A 21,491-nucleotide genomic window follows, 5' to 3' on the forward strand; every position below is an offset into this window, starting at 1 on the left:
GCCTCCCGACCCGGCGCGCCGGATCACCCTCACGGGCACGTCAGCGCTGTGTCACGGCAGTTCCTTGATCCGGACGTCCCGGAACGACACCACGTCGGTGGTGCCGTGGACCTGGAGCCCGATGTAGCCGGAGGCGAACCGCCGCCCGTCCGTGCCCGGGTCGTCCGAGCGCGGCGGGGTGAAGTCCTGACCGCCGGTGTTGTCGAACTCGTTGATCAGCACACCGTTGCGGAAGACCGAGTAGTGCTGGCCCTCCACCCGGATCTCGTAGTCGTTCCAGGTGCCCTTCTGCGTCACACCGGCGCCGGCCAGACCCACGCGGTCGAAGCCGTAGACCGAGCCCGTCTTGTACATGTCGCCGGTGGGCGAGTCGAACACCTGGACCTCGTGCCCGTACTTGATGGCGACCCACTCCGGCCGGGTCTCCTCCGGGTGGTCGTGGACCTGCGGGAACCGTACGAACACACCGGAGTTGGCGTTCCCGGTCCCCGGGGCGTCGTCACGCCACTGCAGCTTCAGCGAGAAGTCGCCGTACTTGCGCTCGGGGAACCACAGCATGCCGAGCCCGGGCCTCGTGGTGCCGGAGGTGATCGATCCGTCCGGGTTCAGCGCGAACGAGCCACCGCCCACCTGCTGCCACTCGGCGAACGCCTCCGCGCTGCCGTCGAGGATCCTGCGGTAGCCGTCGGTCCGGCCCGGCTCGCCGATCCCGGACCGGCGGGCCGCCTGGTTGACGGCCCGGAGTTCCCGCCGGTCGATGACACCTTCCTTCTTCAGCTTGTCCAGCACGCCCCTCACGTGCTTCAGGAACAGCGCGCTGGACGTCCACTCCTTCTCGTCCTCGATCAGCTCTCCGATCCTGCACCGGTTGTTGGTGACCCGGTTGGGCACGCCCGAGTCGACCTCGCCGACGAACACCGTCAGCCGCTCGTCGTACTCCGGGCAGGGCGGCGCGGGGACCTGGCCGGCCACGACGGTGAAGCTCACCGTGAGCGGCGCGGAGGTGTTGCCCGCCCGGTCGCCCGCCCGGTACGCGACGGTGTGCCTGCCCGCCCGGTCGACGACGACGGGCTCCGTGTACGCCAGGTAGGGCCCGGAGTCGAGCGAGTACTCGATGGAGGCGACGCCGGACCCGTGGGCGTCGGTGGCGCTGACGGTCACCTTCGCGCTGCCGACGTACGCCCCGTCGGAGTTCTTCGCCCCCTCGACGTTCACGCCCGTCACCGGCGGGGTGGTGTCCTGCGGGGGTGCGGTGACGACGGTGAACCCGACGCTCCTGACCGCCGAGACGTTGCCCGCCTTGTCGGTGGCGCGGTAACGCACGGTGTGGGTGCCGGCCTGATGCACCATCACCGGGCCGCCGTACGCCTGCCAGGCGCCGTCGGCGCCGAGCGCGTACTCGATGGTGTTCACCCCGGAGCCCGTGTCGGAGGCGCTGACGGTGACGGTCGCCATGTCGATGTAGTCGCCGTCGGCGTTCTTCTCGCCGTCCACCGTCGCCGAGGTCTCCGGCGCGGTGGTGTCGTCCGTCGGCGGGGCGACGACGGTGAAGCCGACGCTCCTGACGGCCGAGACGTTGCCCGCCTTGTCCAGTGCGCGGTAGCGCACCGTGTGCGCGCCGACCCGGTCGACGACCACCGGCGCGGTGTACGGCTGCCAGGCGCCGTCGGCGCCGAGCGCGTACTCGATCCGGTCGACGCCCGAGCCCTCGTCGGTGGCCGTGACGGCGACGCTCGCCGAACCGACGTACGCGCCCCCGGCGTTCTGCGTGCCGGTCACCGAGGCCGTCGCCTCGGGCGCCGTGGTGTCCTCCCCGCCGGCCTCGGTCACCACCAGGACGCCCCGCATCGCGCCGTGACCGGGGATCGTGCAGTGGTAGAAGTAGCGCCCCGGGGTGAGCGTGACCTCGGCGGTGTGCCGGCCGCCCCGGGCGTCACCGGGGTTGGCCAGGATGTTCAGCTGGACGTCGTCGTTGAACTCGGGGTCCGACGTGGCGAACGTCAACGTGTGCGGCATGCCGGTGGTGTTGCCGGTGGCCGCGCTGTTCTCGAAGACGATCGTCGCCGGTCCGGCCACCGCGGTCGCCGGTGCCGTGAGGTACGTGTCGATGTCGTTGCCCGCGGTCCAGGTGAGCACCTGGTCCGCCGCGGCCCCCGCCCTCCCCGTCCGCCCGGCCTCCGGCTCGCCGGCCGCGGAGACGGTCTGCAGGCCGAGCATCATCAGGAGGGTGGCCAGCAGGGCCGCCCAGACTCTTCGTTGCCTGTGCATCACTGGTTTCACTCGGCCTTTCTCGCCAGCTGACCGGCGGCCGGGGTCGGACCGCCGCCCGTGTAGGTGACCCGCCACAGAGCGGACTTCGCGTCCGAGGTGAAGAAACCGCGGCCGTAGTCCAGGACGTACAGCGCGCCGTCCGGACCGAACTTCCAGTCCATCAGGCTCTTGATGCCGTCGTTGCCGACCGGCACGATCTTCTTCAACGACTCCGAGTGCACCGGCAGTCCGCCGTCGCCCTGCGTCTTCGGGTTCATGAGCACCGCGTTGCGCGGCTGGCCGGCGTCGTAGAAGTCGCCGACGAACCACTTGCCGTCCCAGTAGGCCGGCCACTTGGTGTCGCTGCCGCTCTCCTCGTCGAAGCGGTAGACGGGCCCGTTCATCGCGGCCTGGCCGCCGCCCTTGAGCCAGGGCAGCCGGTAGGTGGCCTCCTCCTGCCTGTAGGACGGGACACCGTTTTCGTCGCGGGGGAAGTCCGGGGCGCCGCCCTGCGGCGAGTACCAGATGTTGTTGCCGGTCACCGGCGGCAGGTCGACCAGACCGTCGTTGTTCGGCGACTCGTTCTTCGGGTTGTCGCAGTCGTACCAGCCAAGGGGCTGCGACGGGTCGGGAAGGTTCCGGTCCCGGTAGGGCTGCTTGTTGCCCATGCAGTACGGCCAGCCGCGGTTGGACGCCTTCGTGATCGCGGCGAAGGTGTCGTACTTGGCCGGGCCCCAGGTCGTCGACGGCTGGCCGGCGTCCGGGCCGACCCAGCCGGCGTAGAGCACGTCGGTCGCCGGGTCGACCGAGATGCGAGCCGGGTTGCGCACACCCATCACGTAGATCTCGCCGCGTGTCTTGCCGCCGCCCTCGGCGCTCTCCTCCCCCGTGAACAGGTTGCCTTCGGGGAGGGTGTACGTGCCGTCCGGTTCCGGGTGGATGCGCAGGATCTTGCCGTTGAGGTTGTTGGTGTTGCCGGAGGTGCGGCGCGCGTCCGCGAAGGAGACGCCCTTGTAGTTCGGCTCGGGGTTGTTGCCCGAGTAACCGTCGCTGAACCTGCTGGAGTTGTTGTCACCGGTGGCGATGTACAGGTTGCCCTTGGAGTCCCAGGCCAGCCCGCCGCCGGAGTGGCAGCAGCTGTGGATCTGCACCGGCCAGTCGAGCAGGACCTTCTCACTGGCCGGGTCCAGCTTGCCGGTGGACTCGTCGAACGTGAAGCGGGAGACCCGCCGGTCGGCCATGCGCTTGTCGCGGTCGATCTCCGAGTGGGGCGTGTAGTGCAGGTACACCCACCCGTTCCGCTCGAACCGCGGGTCCAGCTCGATGCCGAGCAGCCCCTCCTCGACCTTGACCAGTTCGTCGCCGCTGCCCTTGTTGCCGAAGACGGTGAGCGCCCCGGCGAGCGTGACCTCCCCGGTCCTCGGGTCGTAGACGTGGATCTCGCCCGTGCCCTTGCCGATGTCCGGGTCGTTCCAGTCGGTGACCACGGGCTGCGAGGAGTCGGCGCCGCCGCGGCCGATGTAGAAGACGCGGCCGTCGGGGGCGGTGACCAGTCCGTGCGGCTCCCCGATCTGGTCGTTCCGTCCCGGCTGGTTGGGCCGGGTCAGCCGCTCGGCCTCGTAGTTGCCGCTGATCGTCGCCTTGCAGTCGGCCTGCACCAGCCGGCTGGTCCACAGCAGGGCGCCGCGCAGGTGGTCGCGGAAGTCGGTCTCGTCGTACGACGACACCGTGCCGCCCATGCCGGTGTAGAAGGACCGGCCGCCGTCGTAGTCCCGGCACCAGCTCACGGGGTGGTCGGCGCCGGCCGCGCCCGTCCCCGGCCGGTAGCTCGACTCGCGGACCCTGGCGAGGGTGTGCACCTCGCCGGACGGGTTCTTCTCCCAGTTCAGCCACTGGTCGGGCCGCTTCCACTCCTGCGGCAGGCTCTTGGTCGCCGGATGCCGCCGGTCGCCGACCTCGACGGTCGCCCGCTGGACGTCCGTGGGGCCGGACGCGGCCGGACGGGCGCCGATGAGACCGGTGAACCAGTCCGAGTACGGCTCCGCGCGGGCCGCGTCATGAACGCCGACGAACCCGCCGCCGGCCTCCATGTAGGCCTCCAGGCCCGCCTCCTGGGCCGGGTCGAGGACATCCCCGCCGCCGGTGAGGAAGACGACCGCGTTGAAGCGGCTCAGCCTGGTGCCGTTGGTGAACACCGAGGCGTTGTCCGTCGCCGTGACCGTGAACCGCTGGTTCCGCGGACCGGACAGCCCGATCTTCTCGATTGCCTCGATCCCGGCGTTCACCAGCGGCGACTCGTCGCCGGCCGCGGCGGAACCGTGGAACAGCAGCACCCGTACGTTCGCGCCGCCCGGGGGCGACTTGATCGACATCGTTGTCAGGTCCGGGTCGGGAGCCGGACGCGCGGTGGCGGCGGGCCCCGACAGCAGTCCGGCGGCGACGGCCCCGGCGGCGACGGTCGCCGCCCAGGCCCTTCGTCCGGTTCTGGTCGCTCTCGTGCTTCTCGTGCTCAACCCGTGCAAGCGCACGGGTCCTTGACGTGATGTGAACCGCACGTGGCCACCCACCCCTCCTCGGTCGCGGCAACAGCGTCAAGGAAGCTAGACCTCTTTGCGTCACACGCCAATACCTATGGCTGCGATGAAACGAACTTTGTCCTGAGTGTGGATAAACGGAAGGGTGGCCGGTACGGTTTCTCGGGTTCATGACAACCAACTCGTGGCCGTCGCACCGTCATTGTGCTCACGCCTCTCCGTCATCGGCACCATCACGTTCGTACCAGTAGGGGGAGTTCGGCATGGACAGACGCGGCTTCAACCGGCGGGTACTGCTGGGTGGCGCGGTCGCCGCGACATCGTTGTCCCTGGGGTCCGCCGAGGCGGTGAGCGCCCCGACCCCGGCGAAGACCGCGCCCGCCGGCGGCGAGGTGAGACGCGTCAAGCTGTACGCCGAGCGCCTCGAGGGCGGAAAGATGGGCTACGGCCTGGAGAAGGGGAAGGCGTCCGTCCCCGGCCCGCTGATCGAGCTCAACGAGGGCGACACGCTGCACGTCGAGTTCGAGAACACCATGGACGTGGCGGTGAGCCTGCACGTCCACGGTCTGGACTACGAGATCTCCAGCGACGGCACCAGGACGAACCGCAGCGACGTCGCGCCCGGCGGCACCCGCACCTACACCTGGCGCACCCACAAACCCGGACGGCGCCCGGACGGGACCTGGCGGTCGGGCAGCGCCGGCTACTGGCACTACCACGACCACGTCGTCGGCACGGAACACGGCACCGGCGGCATCCGCAACGGCCTGTACGGCGGGGTGATCGTGCGGCGCAAGGGAGACGTCCTGCCGGACCGCACGCACACGATCGTCTTCAACGACATGACGATCAACAACAGGCCCGCCCACACCGGCCCCGACCTCGAGGCCACCGTCGGCGACCGCGTGGAGATCGTCATGATCACGCACGGCGAGTACTACCACACCTTCCACATGCACGGTCACCGCTGGGCCGACAACCGCACCGGCATGCTCACCGGACCCGACGACCCGAGCCGGGTCGTCGACAACAAGATCGTCGGCCCCGCGGACTCCTTCGGCTTCCAGGTGATCGCGGGGGAGGGGGTGGGGGCGGGGGCCTGGATGTACCACTGCCACGTCCAGAGCCACTCCGACATGGGCATGACCGGAATGTTCCTGGTGAAGAAGCCGGACGGCACGATCCCCGGCTACGAGCCGCACGAACACGACCACGGCCAGGAGCCCGCCCCCGAGGAGAGCGGGGGCGGGGAACACGAGCACTGACGGGGTCCGGGGCACGGGCACACGCGGCACGCGGCCGCGGGGCGCGGGGGCCTGGGGTGTGGGGCCCGGGGCACGGGCGTACGGCGGGACTGCCCCTCGGCGGGAGCGCTCCCGCCCCCCGGAGCCACGGAGCTATCCTGATCCGCAGCCGCTGGTGAGGAGCTCCCGACGTGACCGAGACAGTGCCGCGCCCCACCCTGGAGGCCGTGGCCGCGCGGGCCGGGGTCTCGCGGGCCACCGTCTCCCGCGTGGTCAACGGCGCCGACGGCGTCACCGAACCCCTGGCCGAGCGCGTCCGGCAGGCGGTGGAGGAGCTCGGCTACGTGCCCAACCAGGCCGCCCGCACCCTCGTGACGAACCGGCACGACGCCATCGCCGTCGTCGTCGCCGAACCCGAGAGCCGCGTCTTCGCCGACCCCTTCTTCGCCCGCCAGCTGCGCGGCATCAGCAGGGAGCTGACCGCGCACGACAACCAGCTCGTGCTGCTGCTCACCGAGGGCCGTCACGACCACGCCCGCGTCGCCCGCTACCTGGCCGGCGGCCATGTCGACGGCGCGCTGGTCTTCTCGCTGCACCTCGACGACCCGCTGCCCGAACTGATCCAGCGTGCGGGGGTCCCGGTCGTCTTCGGCGGCCGGCCCGGCTGGTCCGGCGGCAGGAACGGCGTCGTCTACGTCGACAGCGACAACCGCGGCGGCGCCCGTGACGCCGTGCGGTACCTGCTCGGCCTCGGCCGCGGCCGGGTCGCGCACATCACCGGCGCCCTGGACCAGACCTCGGCCGTGGACCGGCTCGACGGCTACCGGGACGCCATGGCCGACGCCGATCCGCGGCTCGTCGCGGAGGGTGACTTCACCCTCGCCGGTGGCGAGCGGGCGATGCGGGAGCTGCTGGAGAGCTGCCCCGGCCTGGACGCCGTGTTCGCCGCCAACGACCTCACCGCGGTGGGCGCGCTGCGGGTCCTGCGCGAGCACGGGCGCCGGGTGCCGGACGACGTGGCGGTGGTCGGCTTCGACGACATGCTGCCGTTCGCGGAGCAGACCGACCCCCCGCTGACCACCGTCCGCCAGGACATCGAGGAGATGGGCCGGCTCATGGCCCGGCTCCTGCTGCGCGGCCTCGACCGCACCACCGCCGTGCGCGAGACCGCGGGCGGCGCCCCCTCCAGCGTGGTCTTCCCGACGACCCTGGTACGCCGCGCCTCCGCGTGAGGCCCGGACAGCCCGGGCCGCTGTCTCCGACGGCGCCCGCGCGTGCCGCGTGTGCCCGTGCCCCGGCGTGAAACGCTCCGTGCGCCGCCGTGCGTTCCGGCGCCGGGGCGGGCATCGTTCGTGCGGTCGGAACGGGTGCGGGCACGGGCGTCCGGGGGGCGGGCCGGGAGCCGGGGCGCGGGGAGCCGCGTTGATCCCGCGTTGATCGAACGTTTTTCGCCGCCCGGCACGCTGTCGGGCATGCACATCGACACCATCGCGTCGCCCGACCTCGCGTGGCAGGAGGAGGCCCTGTGCGCGCAGACCGGGGGAGACTTCTTCTTCCCCGAGCCCGGCAGCTCGGTCCGTGACGCCAAGCTGATCTGCGGACTGTGCCCCATCCGGGCCGCCTGCCTCGACTACGCCGTGACCAACGACATGCGCTTCGGCGTCTGGGGCGGACTCTCCGAGAAGGAGCGGCTGGAGCTGCGCCGTACGTCCGGGTGACGGGTGGCGAGGGCGGACGGGTCGGTAAGGGCGTCGGGGGAGGCGGCGGCGGGCCGCCCCGGCTGACGGGGCGGCCCGCCGCCGGGGGAGGGCGGGGGTCAGCCGGCCGCCCGCGCCGCCATCCGGGCCTTGCGCGCCGCGAGCTTCTCGTCGAACTTGCTCGCCTCGGAGTCCAGACCGCCGAGGAACAGGCCGAGCTCCTCCTGGGCCTGGACGCCCTCGGGACCGAGCCCGTCGATCTCCATGACCTTCAGGAAGCGGATCACCGGCTGGAGCACGTCGTCGTGGTGGATGCGCAGGTTGTAGACCTCGCCGATCGCCATCTGCGCCGCGGCCCGCTCGAAGCCGGGAATGCTGTGGCCCGGCATCCGGAAGTTCACGACGACGTCCCGCACCGCCTGCATCGTGAGGTCGGGAGCGAGCTCGAAGGCGGCCTTGAGCAGGTTCCGGTAGAAGACCATGTGGAGGTTCTCGTCGGTCGCGATGCGCGACAGCATCCGGTCGCAGACCGGGTCACCGGACTGGTGGCCGGTGTTGCGGTGCGAGATACGGGTGGCCAGCTCCTGGAACGCGACATAGGCGACCGAGTGCAGCATCGAGTGGCGGTTGTCCGACTCGAAGCCCTCGCTCATGTGGGACATGCGGAACTGCTCCAGCTTGTCCGGGTCCACCGCCCGAGAGGCGAGCAGGTAGTCCCGCATCACGATGCCGTGCCGGCCCTCCTCCGCGGTCCAGCGGTGCACCCAGGTGCCCCAGGCTCCCTCGCGGCCGAACAGCGTGGCGATCTCGTGGTGGTAGCTCGGCAGGTTGTCCTCGGTCAGCAGGTTCACCACCAGGGCGATCCGGCCGACCTCGGTGACCTTGGACTGCCCCTTCTCCCAGGCCTCGCCGTCCTCGAAGAAGCCGGGGAAGTTGCGCGCGTCGCTGAACGGCACGTACTCGTGAGGCATCCAGTCCTTGGCGACCTTCAGGTGCCGGTTGAGTTCCGTCTCGACCACTTCCTCCAGCGCGTACAGCAGCCGGGCGTCGGTCCAGGCGGAAGAGCTGCCGAGGTGGGGAGAGGCGATCGACATGCGGTACTCCAGGGGACGGGGACATGTACGGGGCGTCGGCGAGCGGCGCCGACAACCTACGAAATCGTAGGCTACGAATCCGTAGGTTACGAAACCGTAGGTTAAGCGTGTCGTAAGGGCCGCTGATCAGGACCGGGGGCGCCCGTCAGGAGTACAGGTCCCGCAGCCGCACCGAGAGGCAGGTGACGCAGCCCTCGAGCTTCTCGAACTCCCCGATGTCCACCAGCGCCGGCGCGTAACCGAGGTCCGCGAACAGCTCAGCCGTCTTCGGCGCGCTCGCCGCCATCAGCAGCCGGTCCCCGCCGAGCAGTACCACATGCGCCCCGGACTCCTCCGGCACCGGCAGGAAGCGGGGGAACAGCGACGGCGCGTCCACCTGCGGAACGTGTCCGAGGACCGTTCCGTCCGGCAGCGCCGTCACCGCCGACTTCAGATGCAGCACCTTGCTCACGGGCACCGCGGCCACCCGGGCGCCCAGCGGTTCGAACGTCGCCCGCAGCTGCTGGATCCCGGCCGCGTTGGTGCGCCCGCCCCGGCCCACGTACACCGTGTCGCCGATCTTGAGCACGTCCCCGCCGTCCAGTGTGCCCGGCTCCCAGACCCAGTTCACCGAACAGCCCAGCGCGGCCACGGCCTCCTCGACCCCGACGGTCTCCGCGCGCCGGGACTCGGCGCCGGGCCGGGCGATCAGGGCCACGTTCCGGTACACGACGACCGTGTCCTCGACGAACACGGAGTCCGGGCAGTCATCGGCCGGGACCACCTCGACCGTCTCCCAGCCGTGCTCGCGCAGCACCTCGCAGTACGCCTCCCACTGCTCCGTCGCGCGGTCGACGTCGACGCCCCGCCGTTCGACATGGGTCACCAGTCCTTCGGCCAGTCGGGGGCCGGGGCGGCGGACGAGAGCCTTCTTGCTGGGCACGTGCGGGACTCCGTATCGGACGGGGCGGGACTGCCGCCGGTACCGAGGGCACCGGTGGGCCGGCCGGTTTCCCCCGGGTGCCGACGCAGCCATCATGCAGGGCGGACCCGGCCCGGGCCACCCCCCGGCGGCCTGGTGATCCGCCACCGGTGACCGGCCCACGCAGGTCGTACCCGGGTCACCCGACCGCTTCCGGTGCGATCTCCTTCAGTTCCCCCTCCTCCATCAGCAGCCAGCGCGTGATCCCCACCGACTCCAGGAACGGCAGGTCGTGGCTCGCCACGACCAGCGCCCCCTCGTAGGACTCCAGCGCCGTGGTGAGCTGCCGGACGCTGGCGATGTCGAGGTTGTTGGTCGGCTCGTCCAGCATCAGCAGCTGCGGAGCCGGCTCGGCCAGCATCAGCGCGGCCAGCGCCGCCCGGAAGCGTTCGCCGCCGGACAGTGTCACCGCCTTCTGGTCGGCGCGGGCGCCCCGGAACAGGAAGCGGGCCAGCCGCGCCCGGATCCGGTTGTCGGTGGCGTCCGGTGCGAACCGTGCGACGTTCTCGGCGACGCTCAGCTCGCCGTCGAGGACATCGAGGCGCTGCGGCAGGAACCGCAGCGGAACCTGTGCCGTCGCCTCCCCGGACACCGGCGGGAGTTCACCCGCGACGGTGCGCAGCAGCGTCGTCTTGCCCGCGCCGTTGCGCCCGATCAGCGCGACCCGCTCCGGGCCCCGCAGCTCGAAGCAGCCCCTCACCCGGGCACCGTAAGCGAGTTCGAGGTCCGTGAGGGTGAGGACGGTGCGTCCCGGCGGCACGGCCGTGCACGGCAGGTCGACGCGGATCTCGTCGTCGTCCCGCACGGCCTCCGCCGCCTCGTCGAGCCGCTCCTTCGCCCCGGCGAGTCTCTCCTCGTGCATGATGCGGTGCTTGCCCGCGGACTCCTGGGCCGCCCGTTTGCGGGCACCCATGACGACCTTCGGCTCGCGCTTCTGGTCCCACATCTTCTGCCCGTACCGCTTGCGGCGGGCCAACTTGACCTGCGCGTCCGCAAGTTCGCGTTTCTGTTTGCGCAGGTCCGCCTCGGCGACCCGTACCATGCGCCCGGCCGCCTCCTGTTCGACCGCGAGCGCCTCCTCGTAGGCCGTGTAGCTGCCGCCGTACCAGGTCACCTCTCCGGAGCGCAGATCGGCGATCTGGTCGACCAGTTCCAGCAGTTCGCGGTCGTGGCTGACCACGACCATGAGGCCCGGCCAGTTCCCGACGGCCGTGTACAGCCGCCTGCGGGCGTACAGGTCGAGGTTGTTGGTGGGTTCGTCGAGCAGCAGCACGTCGGGTCGGTCCAGCAGCAGCGCGGCCAGCCGCAGCAGCACCGACTCGCCGCCCGAGACCTCGCCGATGGTGCGGTCCAGCCCGATGCCTCCCAGGCCGAGTTCGCCGAGCGTGGCCAGGGCGCGCTCCTCCACGTCCCAGTCGTCGCCGACCGTCTCGAAGTGCGCCTCGGCCACGTCGCCCGCCTCGATGGCGTGCAGCGCGGCCCGCTGTGCGGCGATACCGAGCGCCTCGTCGACCCTCAGCGAGGTGTCGAGGGCGACGTTCTGCGACAGGTGCCCCACCTCGCCGGTGACGCGGACGGTGCCGCCGGTCGGCCGGAGTTCACCGGAGATCAGCTTCAGCAGGGTTGATTTCCCCGACCCGTTGACGCCGATGAGGCCGGTCCGGCCGGGGGCGAAGGCGACGTCGAGGGCCTCGAGGACGGGGGTGCCGTCGGGCCAGGTGAAGGACAGGGCGGTACAGGTGATGGCTGTGGACATGCGGGCCTCTGCGGTTGCGTGGTGCGGTCGGGGCAGACGCGTGTCGAGACACCGCGGGAGACGGCGACCGGGAGCCGGGCGGGGAGACGCGGGCATGAGGAAAGCCCTGTTCCGCAAGGACGGCTCGTACGCCGAGGTCGCACGCTGCGTACACACCCCACGGGTGTGACGCGGTGTCTCGGGACCTCAGACGAGCAACGTCCCTCTCCCCTCGACGGCAACAGAAGCCCGTCCACCGTACGAAGGGCCGAAGACGGCTGTCAACGCGTTTTCCGCGGGGTCCGCAGGGCCGCAGGACGCAAGGAGCGCCGGCCGGGCCGCCCGCTCAGCAGGCGTCGCGGATCAGCTCGGCGAGATCGCGGTCCAGGTCGAACTGGAGGTGCTCCAGGCCGGCCGGCACGAGTTCGCCGGCCGCCTCCAGGAACCGGCGTATCTCGCCCGAGCGGACATGCACGACGGCGGTTCCCTCCGGGGCGTGGAACTCCAGCACGGTCCGGTCGTAGCCGTACGGCCGCACGCGGACGTCACCGTGGCCCTCGGGCTCGTGCAGCCCCGCCGTGAGCAGCTCGCGGGCGAAGGTCCAGCAGACCTCGACGCCCTCCAGGGTGGCGGGAGCGGGAAAGGTCATGCGGACGGCGAACGGATCGCTCCGGTCGTAACGCAGAGTGGCGGGTATGCTCGCCATCCGCGGCGCGGCGGCGACGAGACGGGCCTCGACGGGCTGCTCGATGACGGTGGACAACGCCTTGCTCCCTCGTGACGGCTGGACGGCTTCCGGGCGGATAGGGCGGGCTACTCAAAGAGACGACGGAACCGGCCGATCCGTGCCCCCCGGTGCAGGGTGACCTACGTCACCGCTGCCCCGGACCGGACCGGTTCGCGGGCCGGGGAAGGAACGGACACGCCACGCGGAGCGGTCCGCGGTCCGGCAAGGGCTCGCAGGGGCCCACCGGCGACCGGTCGTCCGAAGGGGCCGGGCAACGGGGGCCGGGGCCGGGCGAAAAGGAACAAGGGCCGGCTCCGGCGGGCGCCCGGCGGCGGGTGGGGCGCGGCGGGCCGGGCCTCGGGCCCCGTCCCGACAGGCGAAGTCCCCCACCCCGTAGGCTCGTCGCCACCATGACGAGCGTACGCATCCCCGACGGCTGGCCCACGACCGAGGAAGCGGCCCGTGCCGTCCAGGACCGACTGCGCGGGCGGGTGGTGCTCGACGGGCCCGGCCCGCCGCCCGGGACGGGCCGGGTCACCGGTGTCGACGTCGCGTACGACGACGAGCGGGACCTCGTCGCCGCCGCGGCCGTCGTCCTGGACGCGGCGAGCCTCGAGGCCGTCGCCGAGGCCACGGCCGTCGGCCGGATCTCCTTCCCGTACGTGCCCGGCCTGCTGGCCTTCCGCGAGATCCCCACCGTGCTGGCCGCCCTCGACGCCCTGCCGTGTCCGCCCGGCCTGGTCGTCTGCGACGGCTACGGGCTCGCGCATCCCCGCCGCTTCGGCCTCGCCAGCCACCTGGGGGTCCTCACCGGCCTGCCGACGATCGGCGTCGCGAAGAACCCCTTCACCTTCACCTTCACGGCTCCGGCCACCCCGCGCGGCAGCACGGCCCCGCTGCTCGCCGGCGCCGAGGAGGTCGGCCGGGCCCTGCGCACCCGGGACTCCGTCAAACCGGTCTTCGTCTCGGTCGGCCATCGCGTCGGTCTCGCCAACGCCTGCGCCCACACCCTCGCGCTGACTCCCGCCCACCGCCTCCCGGAGACCACCCGCCGGGCGGACGCCCTGTGCCGCAGGGCCCTCCGGGAAGCAGCGGGCACGGGCTCCTAGACGGCTCCCTTCCGCTCGCCCCGGCCGTCCTGGCCCCTGCGGCCGTCCCGCTCGTCCCCCTCGCCCTGCTCGATGCGCCAACGGCCCACCTCGCGGTGCTCCGAGTCGTAGATCTCCGACCCGTCACCGGCCTTCATCGGGTAGTGCCGCAGGTTGCCGCCCCAGTACCGCAGGATCCGCCCCAGCTCACCCACGGGGTCCTTCGCCAACGCCTCGTCGTCCATGCCCACTTCGAGAAGAAATCGCATGCCTTCAAGCATTCCATTGAACTTCCCTTTGGCACTTGTGCGGAAGGCGCCGCCGAACGGTCCGGAGCCGGTGCCGAAAAGTCTCCACCCGGTGTCACCGGCCACCTCCGACCTGATCCGCCGGACAGGCCCGGCCGGCACCTGGGCCGGGCGGGGACGCGGACCGCGTCGTACAGTGGGCGGACGGTGGCCAAGCGCTTGCTCGCCCACTCCTGTGCTGAGTGGAACGTGTTCTTGGCGTCATCGAGGTGACATCGGTTGTGTCGGAGCTGGGGGTGCGATGGCGGAGGCACAGGTACCCGCACCCGCACGGTCGTCGGGGCAGGGGCCGCTGACCGGCGTGCGGGTGGTCGAGCTGGCCGGGATCGGCCCCGGACCGTTCGCCGCGATGCTCCTGGCCGATCTGGGCGCCGACGTCGTCCGCGTGGACCGCCCCGGCGGCCCCGGACTGGGCATCGACCCGGCGTACGACGTCACCAACCGCAACAAGCGCTCCGTCGTCGTCGATCTGAAGTCCCCCGACGGAGCAGGCCGCGTCCTCGACCTGGCCGAGCGTGCCGACATCCTCGTCGAGGGCTTCCGCCCCGGTGTCGCCGAGCGCCTGGGCGTCGGTCCCGGGGACTGCCACGCCCGCAACCCGCGCCTCGTCTACGGCCGGATGACCGGCTGGGGCCAGCAGGGCCCCCTCGCGGCCCGTGCGGGGCACGACATCGCGTACATCGCCCGCGCCGGCACCCTCGGCATGATCGGCAGCCCCGGCCGGCCGCCGGCCGTGCCGGCCAACCTGCTCGGCGACTACGCGGGCGGCTCCCTCTACCTCGTCGTCGGCGTCCTCGCCGCCCTGCACCACGCGCGCGCGGGCGGCACCGGGCAGGTCGTCGACGCGGCCGTCGTGGACGGCACCGCCCACCTGTCCGCCATGATCCACGGCATGCTCGCCGCCGGAGCCTGGCAGGACCGGCGCGGAGCCAACCTCCTCGACGGCGGCTGCCCGTACTACGGGACGTACGAGACGGCCGACGGCGGACACATGGCGGTGGGCGCGCTCGAACCGCAGTTCTACGACGAGTTCCTGCGGCTGCTCGGCATCGAGGACGAGGGCGGCGGGGACGAGGGCGAGGCCGGGCCCGCCGGGGCCCGCACCGACGTCACCCGGTGGCCCGCCCTGCGCGAGAGGGTCACCGCCCGCTTCAAGGAACGCACCCGCGAGGAGTGGACCGCCGCCTTCGACGGCTCCGACGCGTGCGTGGCCCCCGTCCTGTCGCTGCGCGAGGCCCCGCACGACCCGCACCTCGCCGCCCGCGGCACTTTCACCGACCACTCCGGCATCACCCAGCCCGCCCCGGCCCCGCGGTTCTCCGCCACCCCCACCAGCGTCCGCACCGGGCCCGCCCGGCCGGGCACCGGCACCGACGACGTGGCCCGCGACTGGGACGTACCCCGACTGCTGTCCGCGCTCCGACCTCCTCAGCGAAAGGCCACCTCGTGAGCATCGAAGCGTACGTGTACGACGCGATCCGCACCCCGCGCGGGCGCGGCAAGGCGAACGGCGCCCTGCACGGCACGAAGCCCGTCGACCTGGTGGTCGGGCTCATCCACGAGATCCGCGGCCGTTTCCCGGACCTCGACCCGGCCGCCGTCGACGACATCGTGCTCGGTGTCGTCAGTCCGGTCGGCGACCAGGGCTCCGACATCGCCCGGATCGCCGCCATCGCGGCCGGGCTGCCCGACACGGTGGCCGGCGTCCAGGAGAACCGCTTCTGCGCCTCCGGCCTCGAGGCCGTCAACCTGGCGGCCGCCAAGGTCCGTTCCGGCTGGGAGGACCTGGTCCTGGCCGGCGGAGTGGAGTCCATGTCGCGGGTGAAGATGGCCTCCGACGGCGGAGCCTGGTTCAACGACCCGATGACCAACCTCGCCACGAACTTCGCCCCCCAGGGCATCGGCGCCGACCTCATCGCCACCATCGAGGGCTTCTCGCGGCGGGACGTCGACGAGTACGCGGCCCTCTCCCAGGAGCGCGCCGCCACCGCCTGGAAGGAGAACCGCTTCGCACGGTCCGTCGTCCCGGTGAAGGACCGCAGCGGACTCGTCGTCCTCGACCACGACGAGCACCTGCGCCCCGGCACCACCGCCGACTCCCTCGCGGGGCTCAAGCCGTCCTTCGCGGACGTCGGCGAACTGGGCGGTTTCGACGCGGTGGCGCTGCAGAAGTACCACTGGGTGGAGAGGATCGACCACGTCCACCACGCGGGCAACTCCTCCGGCATCGTGGACGGCGCCTCCCTCGTCGCCGTCGGCACCAGGGAGGTCGGCGAGCGGTACGGGCTCACACCCCGCGCGCGGATCGTCTCCGCCGCCGTCTCCGGCTCCGAGCCCACCATCATGCTCACCGGCCCCGCCCCCGCCACCCGCAAGGCGCTCGCCAGGGCCGGGCTGACCATCGACGACATCGACCTCGTCGAGATCAACGAGGCGTTCGCGGCGGTCGTGCTGCGCTTCGTGAAGGACATGGGCCTGCCGCTGGACAAGGTCAACGTGAACGGCGGCGCCATCGCGCTCGGCCACCCGCTCGGCGCCACCGGTGCGATGATCCTCGGCACCCTCGTCGACGAACTGGAGCGTCAGGACAAGCGCTACGGCCTCGCCACGCTCTGCGTGGGCGGCGGCATGGGCATCGCCACCATCGTCGAGCGCCTCTGAGATCCCGGCGGACCCCGGACCTGGGACCCCGGACCCGAGCGACCGAGCGACTTCTACGGAGACCTTGTCATGACCGAAACCCACACCATCCGCTGGGAACAGGACGACAGCGGCGTCGTCACCCTCGTCCTCGACGACCCCCACCAGTCCGCGAACACCATGAACCGGGCGTTCCGCGACTCCCTCGCCGTGATCACCGACCGTCTGGAGGCGGAGAGGGACAGCATCCGCGGCGTCATCCTCACCTCCGCCAAGAAGACCTTCTTCGCCGGCGGCGACCTGCGCGACCTGATCAGGGTCACCCCCGAGACGGCGCAGGACCTGTTCGACGGCGGCATGGCGATCAAGCGCCAGATGCGCCGTATCGAGACCCTCGGCAAGCCGGTCGTCGCGGCAATCAACGGAGCGGCCCTCGGAGGCGGTTACGAACTCGCCCTCGCCTGCCACCACCGGATCGCCCTGGACGCGCCCGGCTCCAGGATCGGCTGCCCCGAGGTCACCCTCGGCCTGCTCCCCGGAGGGGGTGGCGTCGTCCGCACCGTCCGGTTGCTCGGCATCGCCGACGCCCTGCTCAAGGTGCTCCTCCAGGGCACCCAGTACAGCCCGCGGCGCGCCCGGGAGAACGGCCTCGTCGACGACGTGGCCGACACCCGCGAGGAACTGATCGCCAAGGCCCGTGCCTTCATCGACGCGAACCCCGAGTCCGCCCAGCCCTGGGACCGGCCCGGCCACCGCATCCCGGGCGGCACCCCGTCCCACCCCAAGTTCGCGGCCGACCTCCCCGCCTTCCCGGCCACCCTGCGCAAGCAGACGAACGGCGCCCCCTACCCGGCGCCACGCGGCATCCTCGCCGCCGCCGTCGAGGGCGCCCAGGTCGACTTCGAGACCGCCCAGGTGATCGAGGCCCGCTACTTCGTCGAACTGGCCGCCGGACAGACGTCGAAGAACATGATCCAGGCGTTCTTCTTCGATCTCCAGGCCGTCAACTCCGGCGCCAGCCGCCCCCAGGGCATCGAACCCCGCACGGTCCGCAAGGTCGCCGTGCTCGGCGCCGGGATGATGGGCGCCGGCATCGCCTACTCGTGCGCACGCGCGGGCATCGACGTCGTCCTCAAGGACGTCACCCCGCAAGCCGCCGCCAAGGGCAGGGCGTACTCCGAGAAGCTGTGCGCCAAGGCCGTCTCCCGGGGCCGGACGACCCGGGAGAAGGCCGACGCGCTCCTCGCGCGGATCACGCCCACCGCCGAGGCGCAGGACCTGGCCGGCTGTGACGCGGTCATCGAGGCCGTCTTCGAGGACACCGCCCTCAAGCACAAGGTGTTCCAGGAGATCCAGGACGTCGTCGAACCCGACGCGCTCCTGTGCTCCAACACCTCCACCCTCCCCATCACCGCCCTCGCCGAAGGCGTCGAACGCCAGGGCGACTTCATCGGGCTGCACTTCTTCTCGCCGGTCGACAAGATGCCGCTCGTCGAGATCATCAAGGGCGGGCGGACCGGCGACGAGGCACTCGCCCGCGCCTTCGACCTGGTCCGGCAGATCAAGAAGACCCCGATCGTCGTCAACGACTCACGCGGCTTCTTCACCTCCCGGGTCATCGGCCGCTTCCTCGACGAGGGCGTCGCCATGGTGGGCGAGGGCATCGAACCCGCCTCCGTCGAACAGGCCGCCGCCCAGGCGGGCTACCCCGCCAAGGTGCTCTCCCTCATGGACGAACTGACGCTCACCCTGCCGCGCAGGATCAGGGGCGAGTCCCGGCGGGCCGCCGAGGAGGCCGGCGGCACCTGGACCGAGCACCCCGCCGAGGCCGTCATCGACCGCATGGTCGACGAGTTCGGCCGCCCTGGCCGCGCCGGCGGCGCCGGCTTCTACGAGTACGGCGAGGACGGCAGGCGTGCCGCCCTGTGGCCCGGCCTGCGCGAACACTTCACCAAGCCGGGGTACGGGATCCCGTTCCGGGACATGCAGGAGCGGATGCTGTTCGCCGAGTCGGTGGACACCGTCCGGCTGCTGGAGGAGGGCGTGCTGACCTCGGTCGCCGACGCCAACATCGGCTCCGTCCTCGGCATCGGCTTCCCCGGCTGGACGGGTGGCGTGCTCCAGTACATCAACGGGTACGAGGGCGGGCTGCCCGGGTTCGTGGCCCGCGCGCGCGAACTCGCCGAGCGCTACGGCGAGCGGTTCGCGCCGCCGGCGCTGCTGGTGCGCAAGGCGGAGAAGGGGGAGCGGTTCACGGACGCCCGCTGACCCTCCGGTGCGGGCGGTGCCGGCGGCCGCCCGGCGGGGCGGGGGCATCCCGGCGGGGCGGGGGCATCAGTCCCCCGTCCCCGCCGGCTCCGCCGTCCCCGGTTCCTCCCCTCCCCTCCCCGCCGTCCAGCCACTCCCGCAGTTCCTCGCGCAGCGACCGCTGGGACGCCGTGAGCAACGCCTGCACCACCAGCGGACGCAGAGGGGCGGACAGCGAGCTCACCTCCCGCGGGTCCTGCTGCGCCGGCGCGTCCCGCAGCAGCCGCGACAGTTCCCGGGCGGCCGCGCGGGCATGCCCGGTGGGCGTCGCACGGGCCTCGAGGATCGTCTCCTGCGTCAGCGGTACGTCCGCACGTCCAGCAGTTCGACGCCGAGCCGCAGCAGCCCCGCGTCGACCCGGAAGTCCTCGCCGTCCCGCTCGACGACGCCCAGCGCCGCCGGCCGCCGCGTGCCCGCCCGGGGCGCGCGGTCCGGCACCGCGCCCCGCCGCGTTGCCGGAGAGGCCCGGTAGCTCCGCCACGAGGGCTCTCCGGCGCCTTGCGATGCACGGCACCGGACCACGCGGCCCGATCGGACGCTCACAGTGAAAGGACCTCTTGGCCCCGGGCCGGTCCGGACGGTCTCCGGGGAGCGGGACGTCCGGGTGGCCCACACGGTCGGCCGGCGCGGCGTGCCCCCCGGTCTCCCGGCTCCGCTCGCACGCCGACGGCCCGTCAGACGCCCCCTTCTGCACACGAGTTGACCGTTGTACCGTCCGCGCATGCCGATACGCACGCGCTTGACGACCTGGAGACCGCTCGTGACGGTGGCCCTGGCCGCCCTGACGTCCACGCTGCTCACCCCCACGACGGCGACCGCCGCGGCGGGCACCGCGCCGCGCGAGAGCCTGCCAGTCCACTCCTACGACGACGCGATCCGCGAGGCCGTCTGGGTGGACACCGGACTCGACGCCGACGCCGACGGGCGGACCGACCGGGTCGCCGTCGACATCGTCCGCCCCGCCGAACCCGCGCAGCGGGGCCAAAAGGTCCCCGTCATCATGGACGCCAGCCCGTACTACTCCTGCTGCGGGCGCGGCAACGAGAGCGAGCGCAAGACGTACGACGCGAACGGCGACGTCGTACGGATGCCGCTGTTCTACGACAACTACTTCGTGCCGCGCGGCTACGCCGTCGTCGGCGTCGACCTGGCCGGCACCAGCCGCTCCGACGGCTGTGTGGACGTCGGCGGCCGCTTCGACATCCAGTCCGCGAAGGCCGTCGTCGACTGGCTGAACGGCCGCGGCACCGCCTACACCACCCGCACCGGCGCCGAGCGGGCCGACGCCGGCTGGACCGACGGCCGCACCGGCATGATCGGCAAGAGCTGGGACGGCACCATCGCCAACGGTGTCGCCGCCACCGGCGTCGAGGGCCTCGAGACGATCGTGCCGATCGCCGCCATCTCCTCCTGGTACGACTACTACTTCAGCAAGGGCGCCCCGCTCTACGGCTCGGGCCCCGACTGGCTGTCGAACTACGTGGAGAGCCCGGAGGCCCGCGCCCGGTGCGGGGCCGTCCAGCGCGAGCTCGTCGACGGCGCCCCGCGCACCGGCGACCCGACGCCGTTGTGGACCGAACGCGACTACGTGCGCGCCGCGAAGAAGGTGAGGGCCAGCGTCTTCCTCGTACACGGCATGCAGGACCTCAACGTGCGGATGCAGCACGTCGGCCCGTGGTGGGACGCCCTCGCGAAGAACGGCGTCGACCGCAAGATCTGGCTCTCCCGGACCGGACACGTCGACCCGTTCGACTTCCGCCGCGCCGACTGGGTCGACACCCTGCACCGCTGGTTCGACCACGAGCTCCTCGGCCTCGACAACGGCATCGACCGCGAGCCCATGGCCGACATCGAGCGCGCGCCCGACCAGTGGGTGACCTCGGAGAGCTGGCCGCCGCGCGGTACCCGTGCCGCGACCCTGCGCCCCGCCCACGGCGCCGAGGACGGCGTCGGCACACTGGGCCTGCGCAAGGGCCGCGGCACCGAGACGTTCACCGACGACCCGAGCCTCGACGAGACCGACTGGGCGGCCGGTGTCGACACGTCGACACCGGAGAAGGCCGGTTTCGTCACCGCGCCGCTCTCCCGTGACCTGCGGGTGTCCGGCGCCTCCGAGGCCACCGTCACCGTGACCCCCAGCACCCCCACGGCACACCTGTCCGCCGTCCTCGTCGACCTCGGTCCCGACACCATCCGCGACTACGCCGACGCGGGCGAGGGCATCACCACCCGCACCGACCGCACCTGCTGGGGCGCGAGCACCGAGGGCGACAGCTCCTGCTACCGGGAGACCGAGGCCACGACCGCCGACGTCGGTCACACGATCGTCAGCCGGGGCTGGGCCGACCTGGGCAACCACGCCTCGAACGGCAAGGGCGCCCCGCTCGCCCCGGGCAAGCGCTACACCATCACCCTCGACCTGGCCGCCACCGACCACGTCGTCCCCGAGGGCCACCGTCTCGCCCTGATCGTCGCGGGCACGGACCGCGGCCTGATCGACCCCCCGGCGGACACCCCCACCCTCGCCGTGGACCTCGCCCGGACCTCCGTGCGCGTCCCGTTCACCGGCGGAACCGCCGCCTTCGCCCGCGCCACCGCGAACGCGCCCACCGGGTCCAAGACCGCTCTCGACGCCCCCGTCCGCGACGGCGTGCGTTCTCCGCACACCGTCCAGCGCGTTCCGGGAGGAGCAGGGGACACCTCCGGAACCGGATGATCCACGCGCCGCCGGTCACGTCCTCGCGCACGACCGGTCACCCACTCGGGCGGACGGTGATCCCCTCGATCACCGTCCGCCCGTCGGGTGACAGGAACGTGACCGCCGCGGAGGTGAATTTTGCGCCACAGGTGGTAGGGGCATGGCTGGAGGAGTGATCCTCCGGCCAATGGCTCGATGAAAGGTGCCG

At 72.1% G+C, this 21,491-nt stretch carries 15 protein-coding genes and 2 pseudogenes; 8 read left to right on the top strand and 9 right to left on the bottom strand.

The annotated features are described in order from the left end of the window. Positions 1-51 precede the first annotated feature (51 nt). Positions 52-2,268, bottom strand: coding sequence for an OmpL47-type beta-barrel domain-containing protein (locus tag ORI94_RS22225; protein ID WP_266078418.1), 2,217 nt, complete (start codon positions 2,266-2,268; stop codon positions 52-54). Between the two features lie 8 nt (positions 2,269-2,276). After that, positions 2,277-4,763, bottom strand: coding sequence for a ThuA domain-containing protein (locus tag ORI94_RS22230; protein WP_266078420.1), 2,487 nt, complete (start codon positions 4,761-4,763; stop codon positions 2,277-2,279). Positions 4,764-5,047: 284 nt separating this feature from the next. Here ORI94_RS22230 and ORI94_RS22235 point away from each other — a divergent pair, with 284 nt between their 5' ends. The 3 genes from ORI94_RS22235 (at position 5,048) to ORI94_RS22245 (ending at position 7,746) form a co-directional block, all read left to right on the top strand. After that, complete coding sequence (locus ORI94_RS22235; RefSeq protein ID WP_266078422.1) at positions 5,048-6,049, top strand: multicopper oxidase domain-containing protein; 1,002 nt, start codon at positions 5,048-5,050, stop codon at positions 6,047-6,049. A 170-nt stretch (positions 6,050-6,219) separates the two neighbouring features. Beyond that, positions 6,220-7,260, top strand: coding sequence for a LacI family DNA-binding transcriptional regulator (locus ORI94_RS22240; RefSeq protein WP_266078424.1), 1,041 nt, complete (start codon positions 6,220-6,222; stop codon positions 7,258-7,260). 240 nt (positions 7,261-7,500) lie between these two features. Continuing rightward, on the top strand, positions 7,501-7,746 hold the full coding sequence (locus ORI94_RS22245; protein WP_266078426.1) for a WhiB family transcriptional regulator: 246 nt from the start codon (positions 7,501-7,503) through the stop codon (positions 7,744-7,746). 98 nt (positions 7,747-7,844) lie between these two features. Here the strand turns inward: ORI94_RS22245 and ORI94_RS22250 are convergent, their stop codons facing one another. The 5 genes and pseudogenes from ORI94_RS22250 to ORI94_RS22265 all read right to left on the bottom strand — a co-directional run bounded on the left by ORI94_RS22250 (position 7,845) and on the right by ORI94_RS22265 (position 12,278). Continuing rightward, positions 7,845-8,819 carry an acyl-ACP desaturase gene (locus ORI94_RS22250; protein WP_266078428.1) on the bottom strand — a complete coding sequence of 325 codons (975 nt, stop codon included), beginning with the start codon at positions 8,817-8,819 and terminating at the stop codon, positions 7,845-7,847. Positions 8,820-8,964: 145 nt separating this feature from the next. Beyond that, complete coding sequence (gene ddaH, locus ORI94_RS22255) at positions 8,965-9,741, bottom strand: dimethylargininase (protein WP_266078429.1); 777 nt, start codon at positions 9,739-9,741, stop codon at positions 8,965-8,967. Between the two features lie 178 nt (positions 9,742-9,919). Further along, complete coding sequence (locus tag ORI94_RS35585) at positions 9,920-10,966, bottom strand: ATP-binding cassette domain-containing protein (protein WP_416237868.1); 1,047 nt, start codon at positions 10,964-10,966, stop codon at positions 9,920-9,922. 30 nt (positions 10,967-10,996) lie between these two features. Continuing rightward, a pseudogene (locus tag ORI94_RS35590) lies at positions 10,997-11,632 on the bottom strand (ATP-binding cassette domain-containing protein); the annotation flags it as partial. 229 nt (positions 11,633-11,861) lie between these two features. Continuing rightward, the gene (locus tag ORI94_RS22265; RefSeq protein ID WP_266078434.1) at positions 11,862-12,278 is read right to left on the bottom strand and encodes an SsgA family sporulation/cell division regulator; all 417 of its coding nucleotides are present in this window, start codon (positions 12,276-12,278) and stop codon (positions 11,862-11,864) included. 374 nt (positions 12,279-12,652) lie between these two features. Here ORI94_RS22265 and ORI94_RS22270 point away from each other — a divergent pair, with 374 nt between their 5' ends. After that, positions 12,653-13,351, top strand: a complete 699-nt coding sequence (locus ORI94_RS22270; protein ID WP_266078436.1) for an endonuclease V — start codon at positions 12,653-12,655, stop codon at positions 13,349-13,351. Here ORI94_RS22270 and ORI94_RS22275 read toward each other — a convergent pair. Then, complete coding sequence (locus tag ORI94_RS22275; protein WP_266078438.1) at positions 13,348-13,599, bottom strand: hypothetical protein; 252 nt, start codon at positions 13,597-13,599, stop codon at positions 13,348-13,350. The genes ORI94_RS22270 and ORI94_RS22275 overlap by 4 nt on opposite strands. Positions 13,600-13,879: 280 nt before the next feature. Here ORI94_RS22275 and ORI94_RS22280 point away from each other — a divergent pair, with 280 nt between their 5' ends. From ORI94_RS22280 to ORI94_RS22290, 3 genes are all read left to right on the top strand, one after another. Next, a complete protein-coding gene (locus tag ORI94_RS22280) occupies positions 13,880-15,088 on the top strand; it encodes a CaiB/BaiF CoA transferase family protein (protein WP_266078440.1) in 1,209 nt (402 codons plus the stop codon). Next, positions 15,085-16,299 carry an acetyl-CoA C-acetyltransferase gene (locus ORI94_RS22285; RefSeq protein ID WP_266078442.1) on the top strand — a complete coding sequence of 405 codons (1,215 nt, stop codon included), beginning with the start codon at positions 15,085-15,087 and terminating at the stop codon, positions 16,297-16,299. The genes ORI94_RS22280 and ORI94_RS22285 overlap by 4 nt, the downstream gene beginning before the upstream one ends. 69 nt (positions 16,300-16,368) lie before the next feature. After that, positions 16,369-18,546, top strand: a complete 2,178-nt coding sequence (locus ORI94_RS22290) for a 3-hydroxyacyl-CoA dehydrogenase NAD-binding domain-containing protein (protein WP_266078444.1) — start codon at positions 16,369-16,371, stop codon at positions 18,544-18,546. Positions 18,547-18,658: 112 nt separating this feature from the next. Here ORI94_RS22290 and ORI94_RS22295 read toward each other — a convergent pair. After that, a pseudogene (locus tag ORI94_RS22295) lies at positions 18,659-18,990 on the bottom strand (transcriptional regulator); the annotation flags it as partial. A 316-nt stretch (positions 18,991-19,306) separates the two neighbouring features. Here ORI94_RS22295 and ORI94_RS22300 point away from each other — a divergent pair. Beyond that, a complete protein-coding gene (locus tag ORI94_RS22300) occupies positions 19,307-21,301 on the top strand; it encodes a Xaa-Pro dipeptidyl-peptidase (protein WP_266078446.1) in 1,995 nt (664 codons plus the stop codon). Positions 21,302-21,491: the final 190 nt, after the last annotated feature.

The sequence above is a fragment of the Streptomyces sp. NEAU-W12 genome, from assembly GCF_026242095.1.
Taxonomy (GTDB): domain Bacteria; phylum Actinomycetota; class Actinomycetes; order Streptomycetales; family Streptomycetaceae; genus Streptomyces.

What these genes read in the sequence shown, in the direction of transcription:
- ORI94_RS22280 (WP_266078440.1), top strand. Translation starts at nt 13,880, where the DNA reads ATGGCGGAGGCACAGGTACCCGCACCCGCACGGTCGTCGGGGCAGGGG.
- ORI94_RS22245 (WP_266078426.1), top strand. Translation starts at nt 7,501, where the DNA reads ATGCACATCGACACCATCGCGTCGCCCGACCTCGCGTGGCAGGAGGAG.
- ORI94_RS22225 (WP_266078418.1), bottom strand. Translation starts at nt 2,268, where the DNA reads ATGCACAGGCAACGAAGAGTCTGGGCGGCCCTGCTGGCCACCCTCCTG.
- ORI94_RS22300 (WP_266078446.1), top strand. Translation starts at nt 19,307, where the DNA reads ATGCCGATACGCACGCGCTTGACGACCTGGAGACCGCTCGTGACGGTG.
- ORI94_RS35585 (WP_416237868.1), bottom strand. Translation starts at nt 10,966, where the DNA reads ATGGTCGTGGTCAGCCACGACCGCGAACTGCTGGAACTGGTCGACCAG.
- ORI94_RS22275 (WP_266078438.1), bottom strand. Translation starts at nt 13,599, where the DNA reads ATGCGATTTCTTCTCGAAGTGGGCATGGACGACGAGGCGTTGGCGAAG.
- ORI94_RS22290 (WP_266078444.1), top strand. Translation starts at nt 16,369, where the DNA reads ATGACCGAAACCCACACCATCCGCTGGGAACAGGACGACAGCGGCGTC.
- ORI94_RS22250 (WP_266078428.1), bottom strand. Translation starts at nt 8,819, where the DNA reads ATGTCGATCGCCTCTCCCCACCTCGGCAGCTCTTCCGCCTGGACCGAC.
- ORI94_RS22235 (WP_266078422.1), top strand. Translation starts at nt 5,048, where the DNA reads ATGGACAGACGCGGCTTCAACCGGCGGGTACTGCTGGGTGGCGCGGTC.
- ORI94_RS22270 (WP_266078436.1), top strand. Translation starts at nt 12,653, where the DNA reads ATGACGAGCGTACGCATCCCCGACGGCTGGCCCACGACCGAGGAAGCG.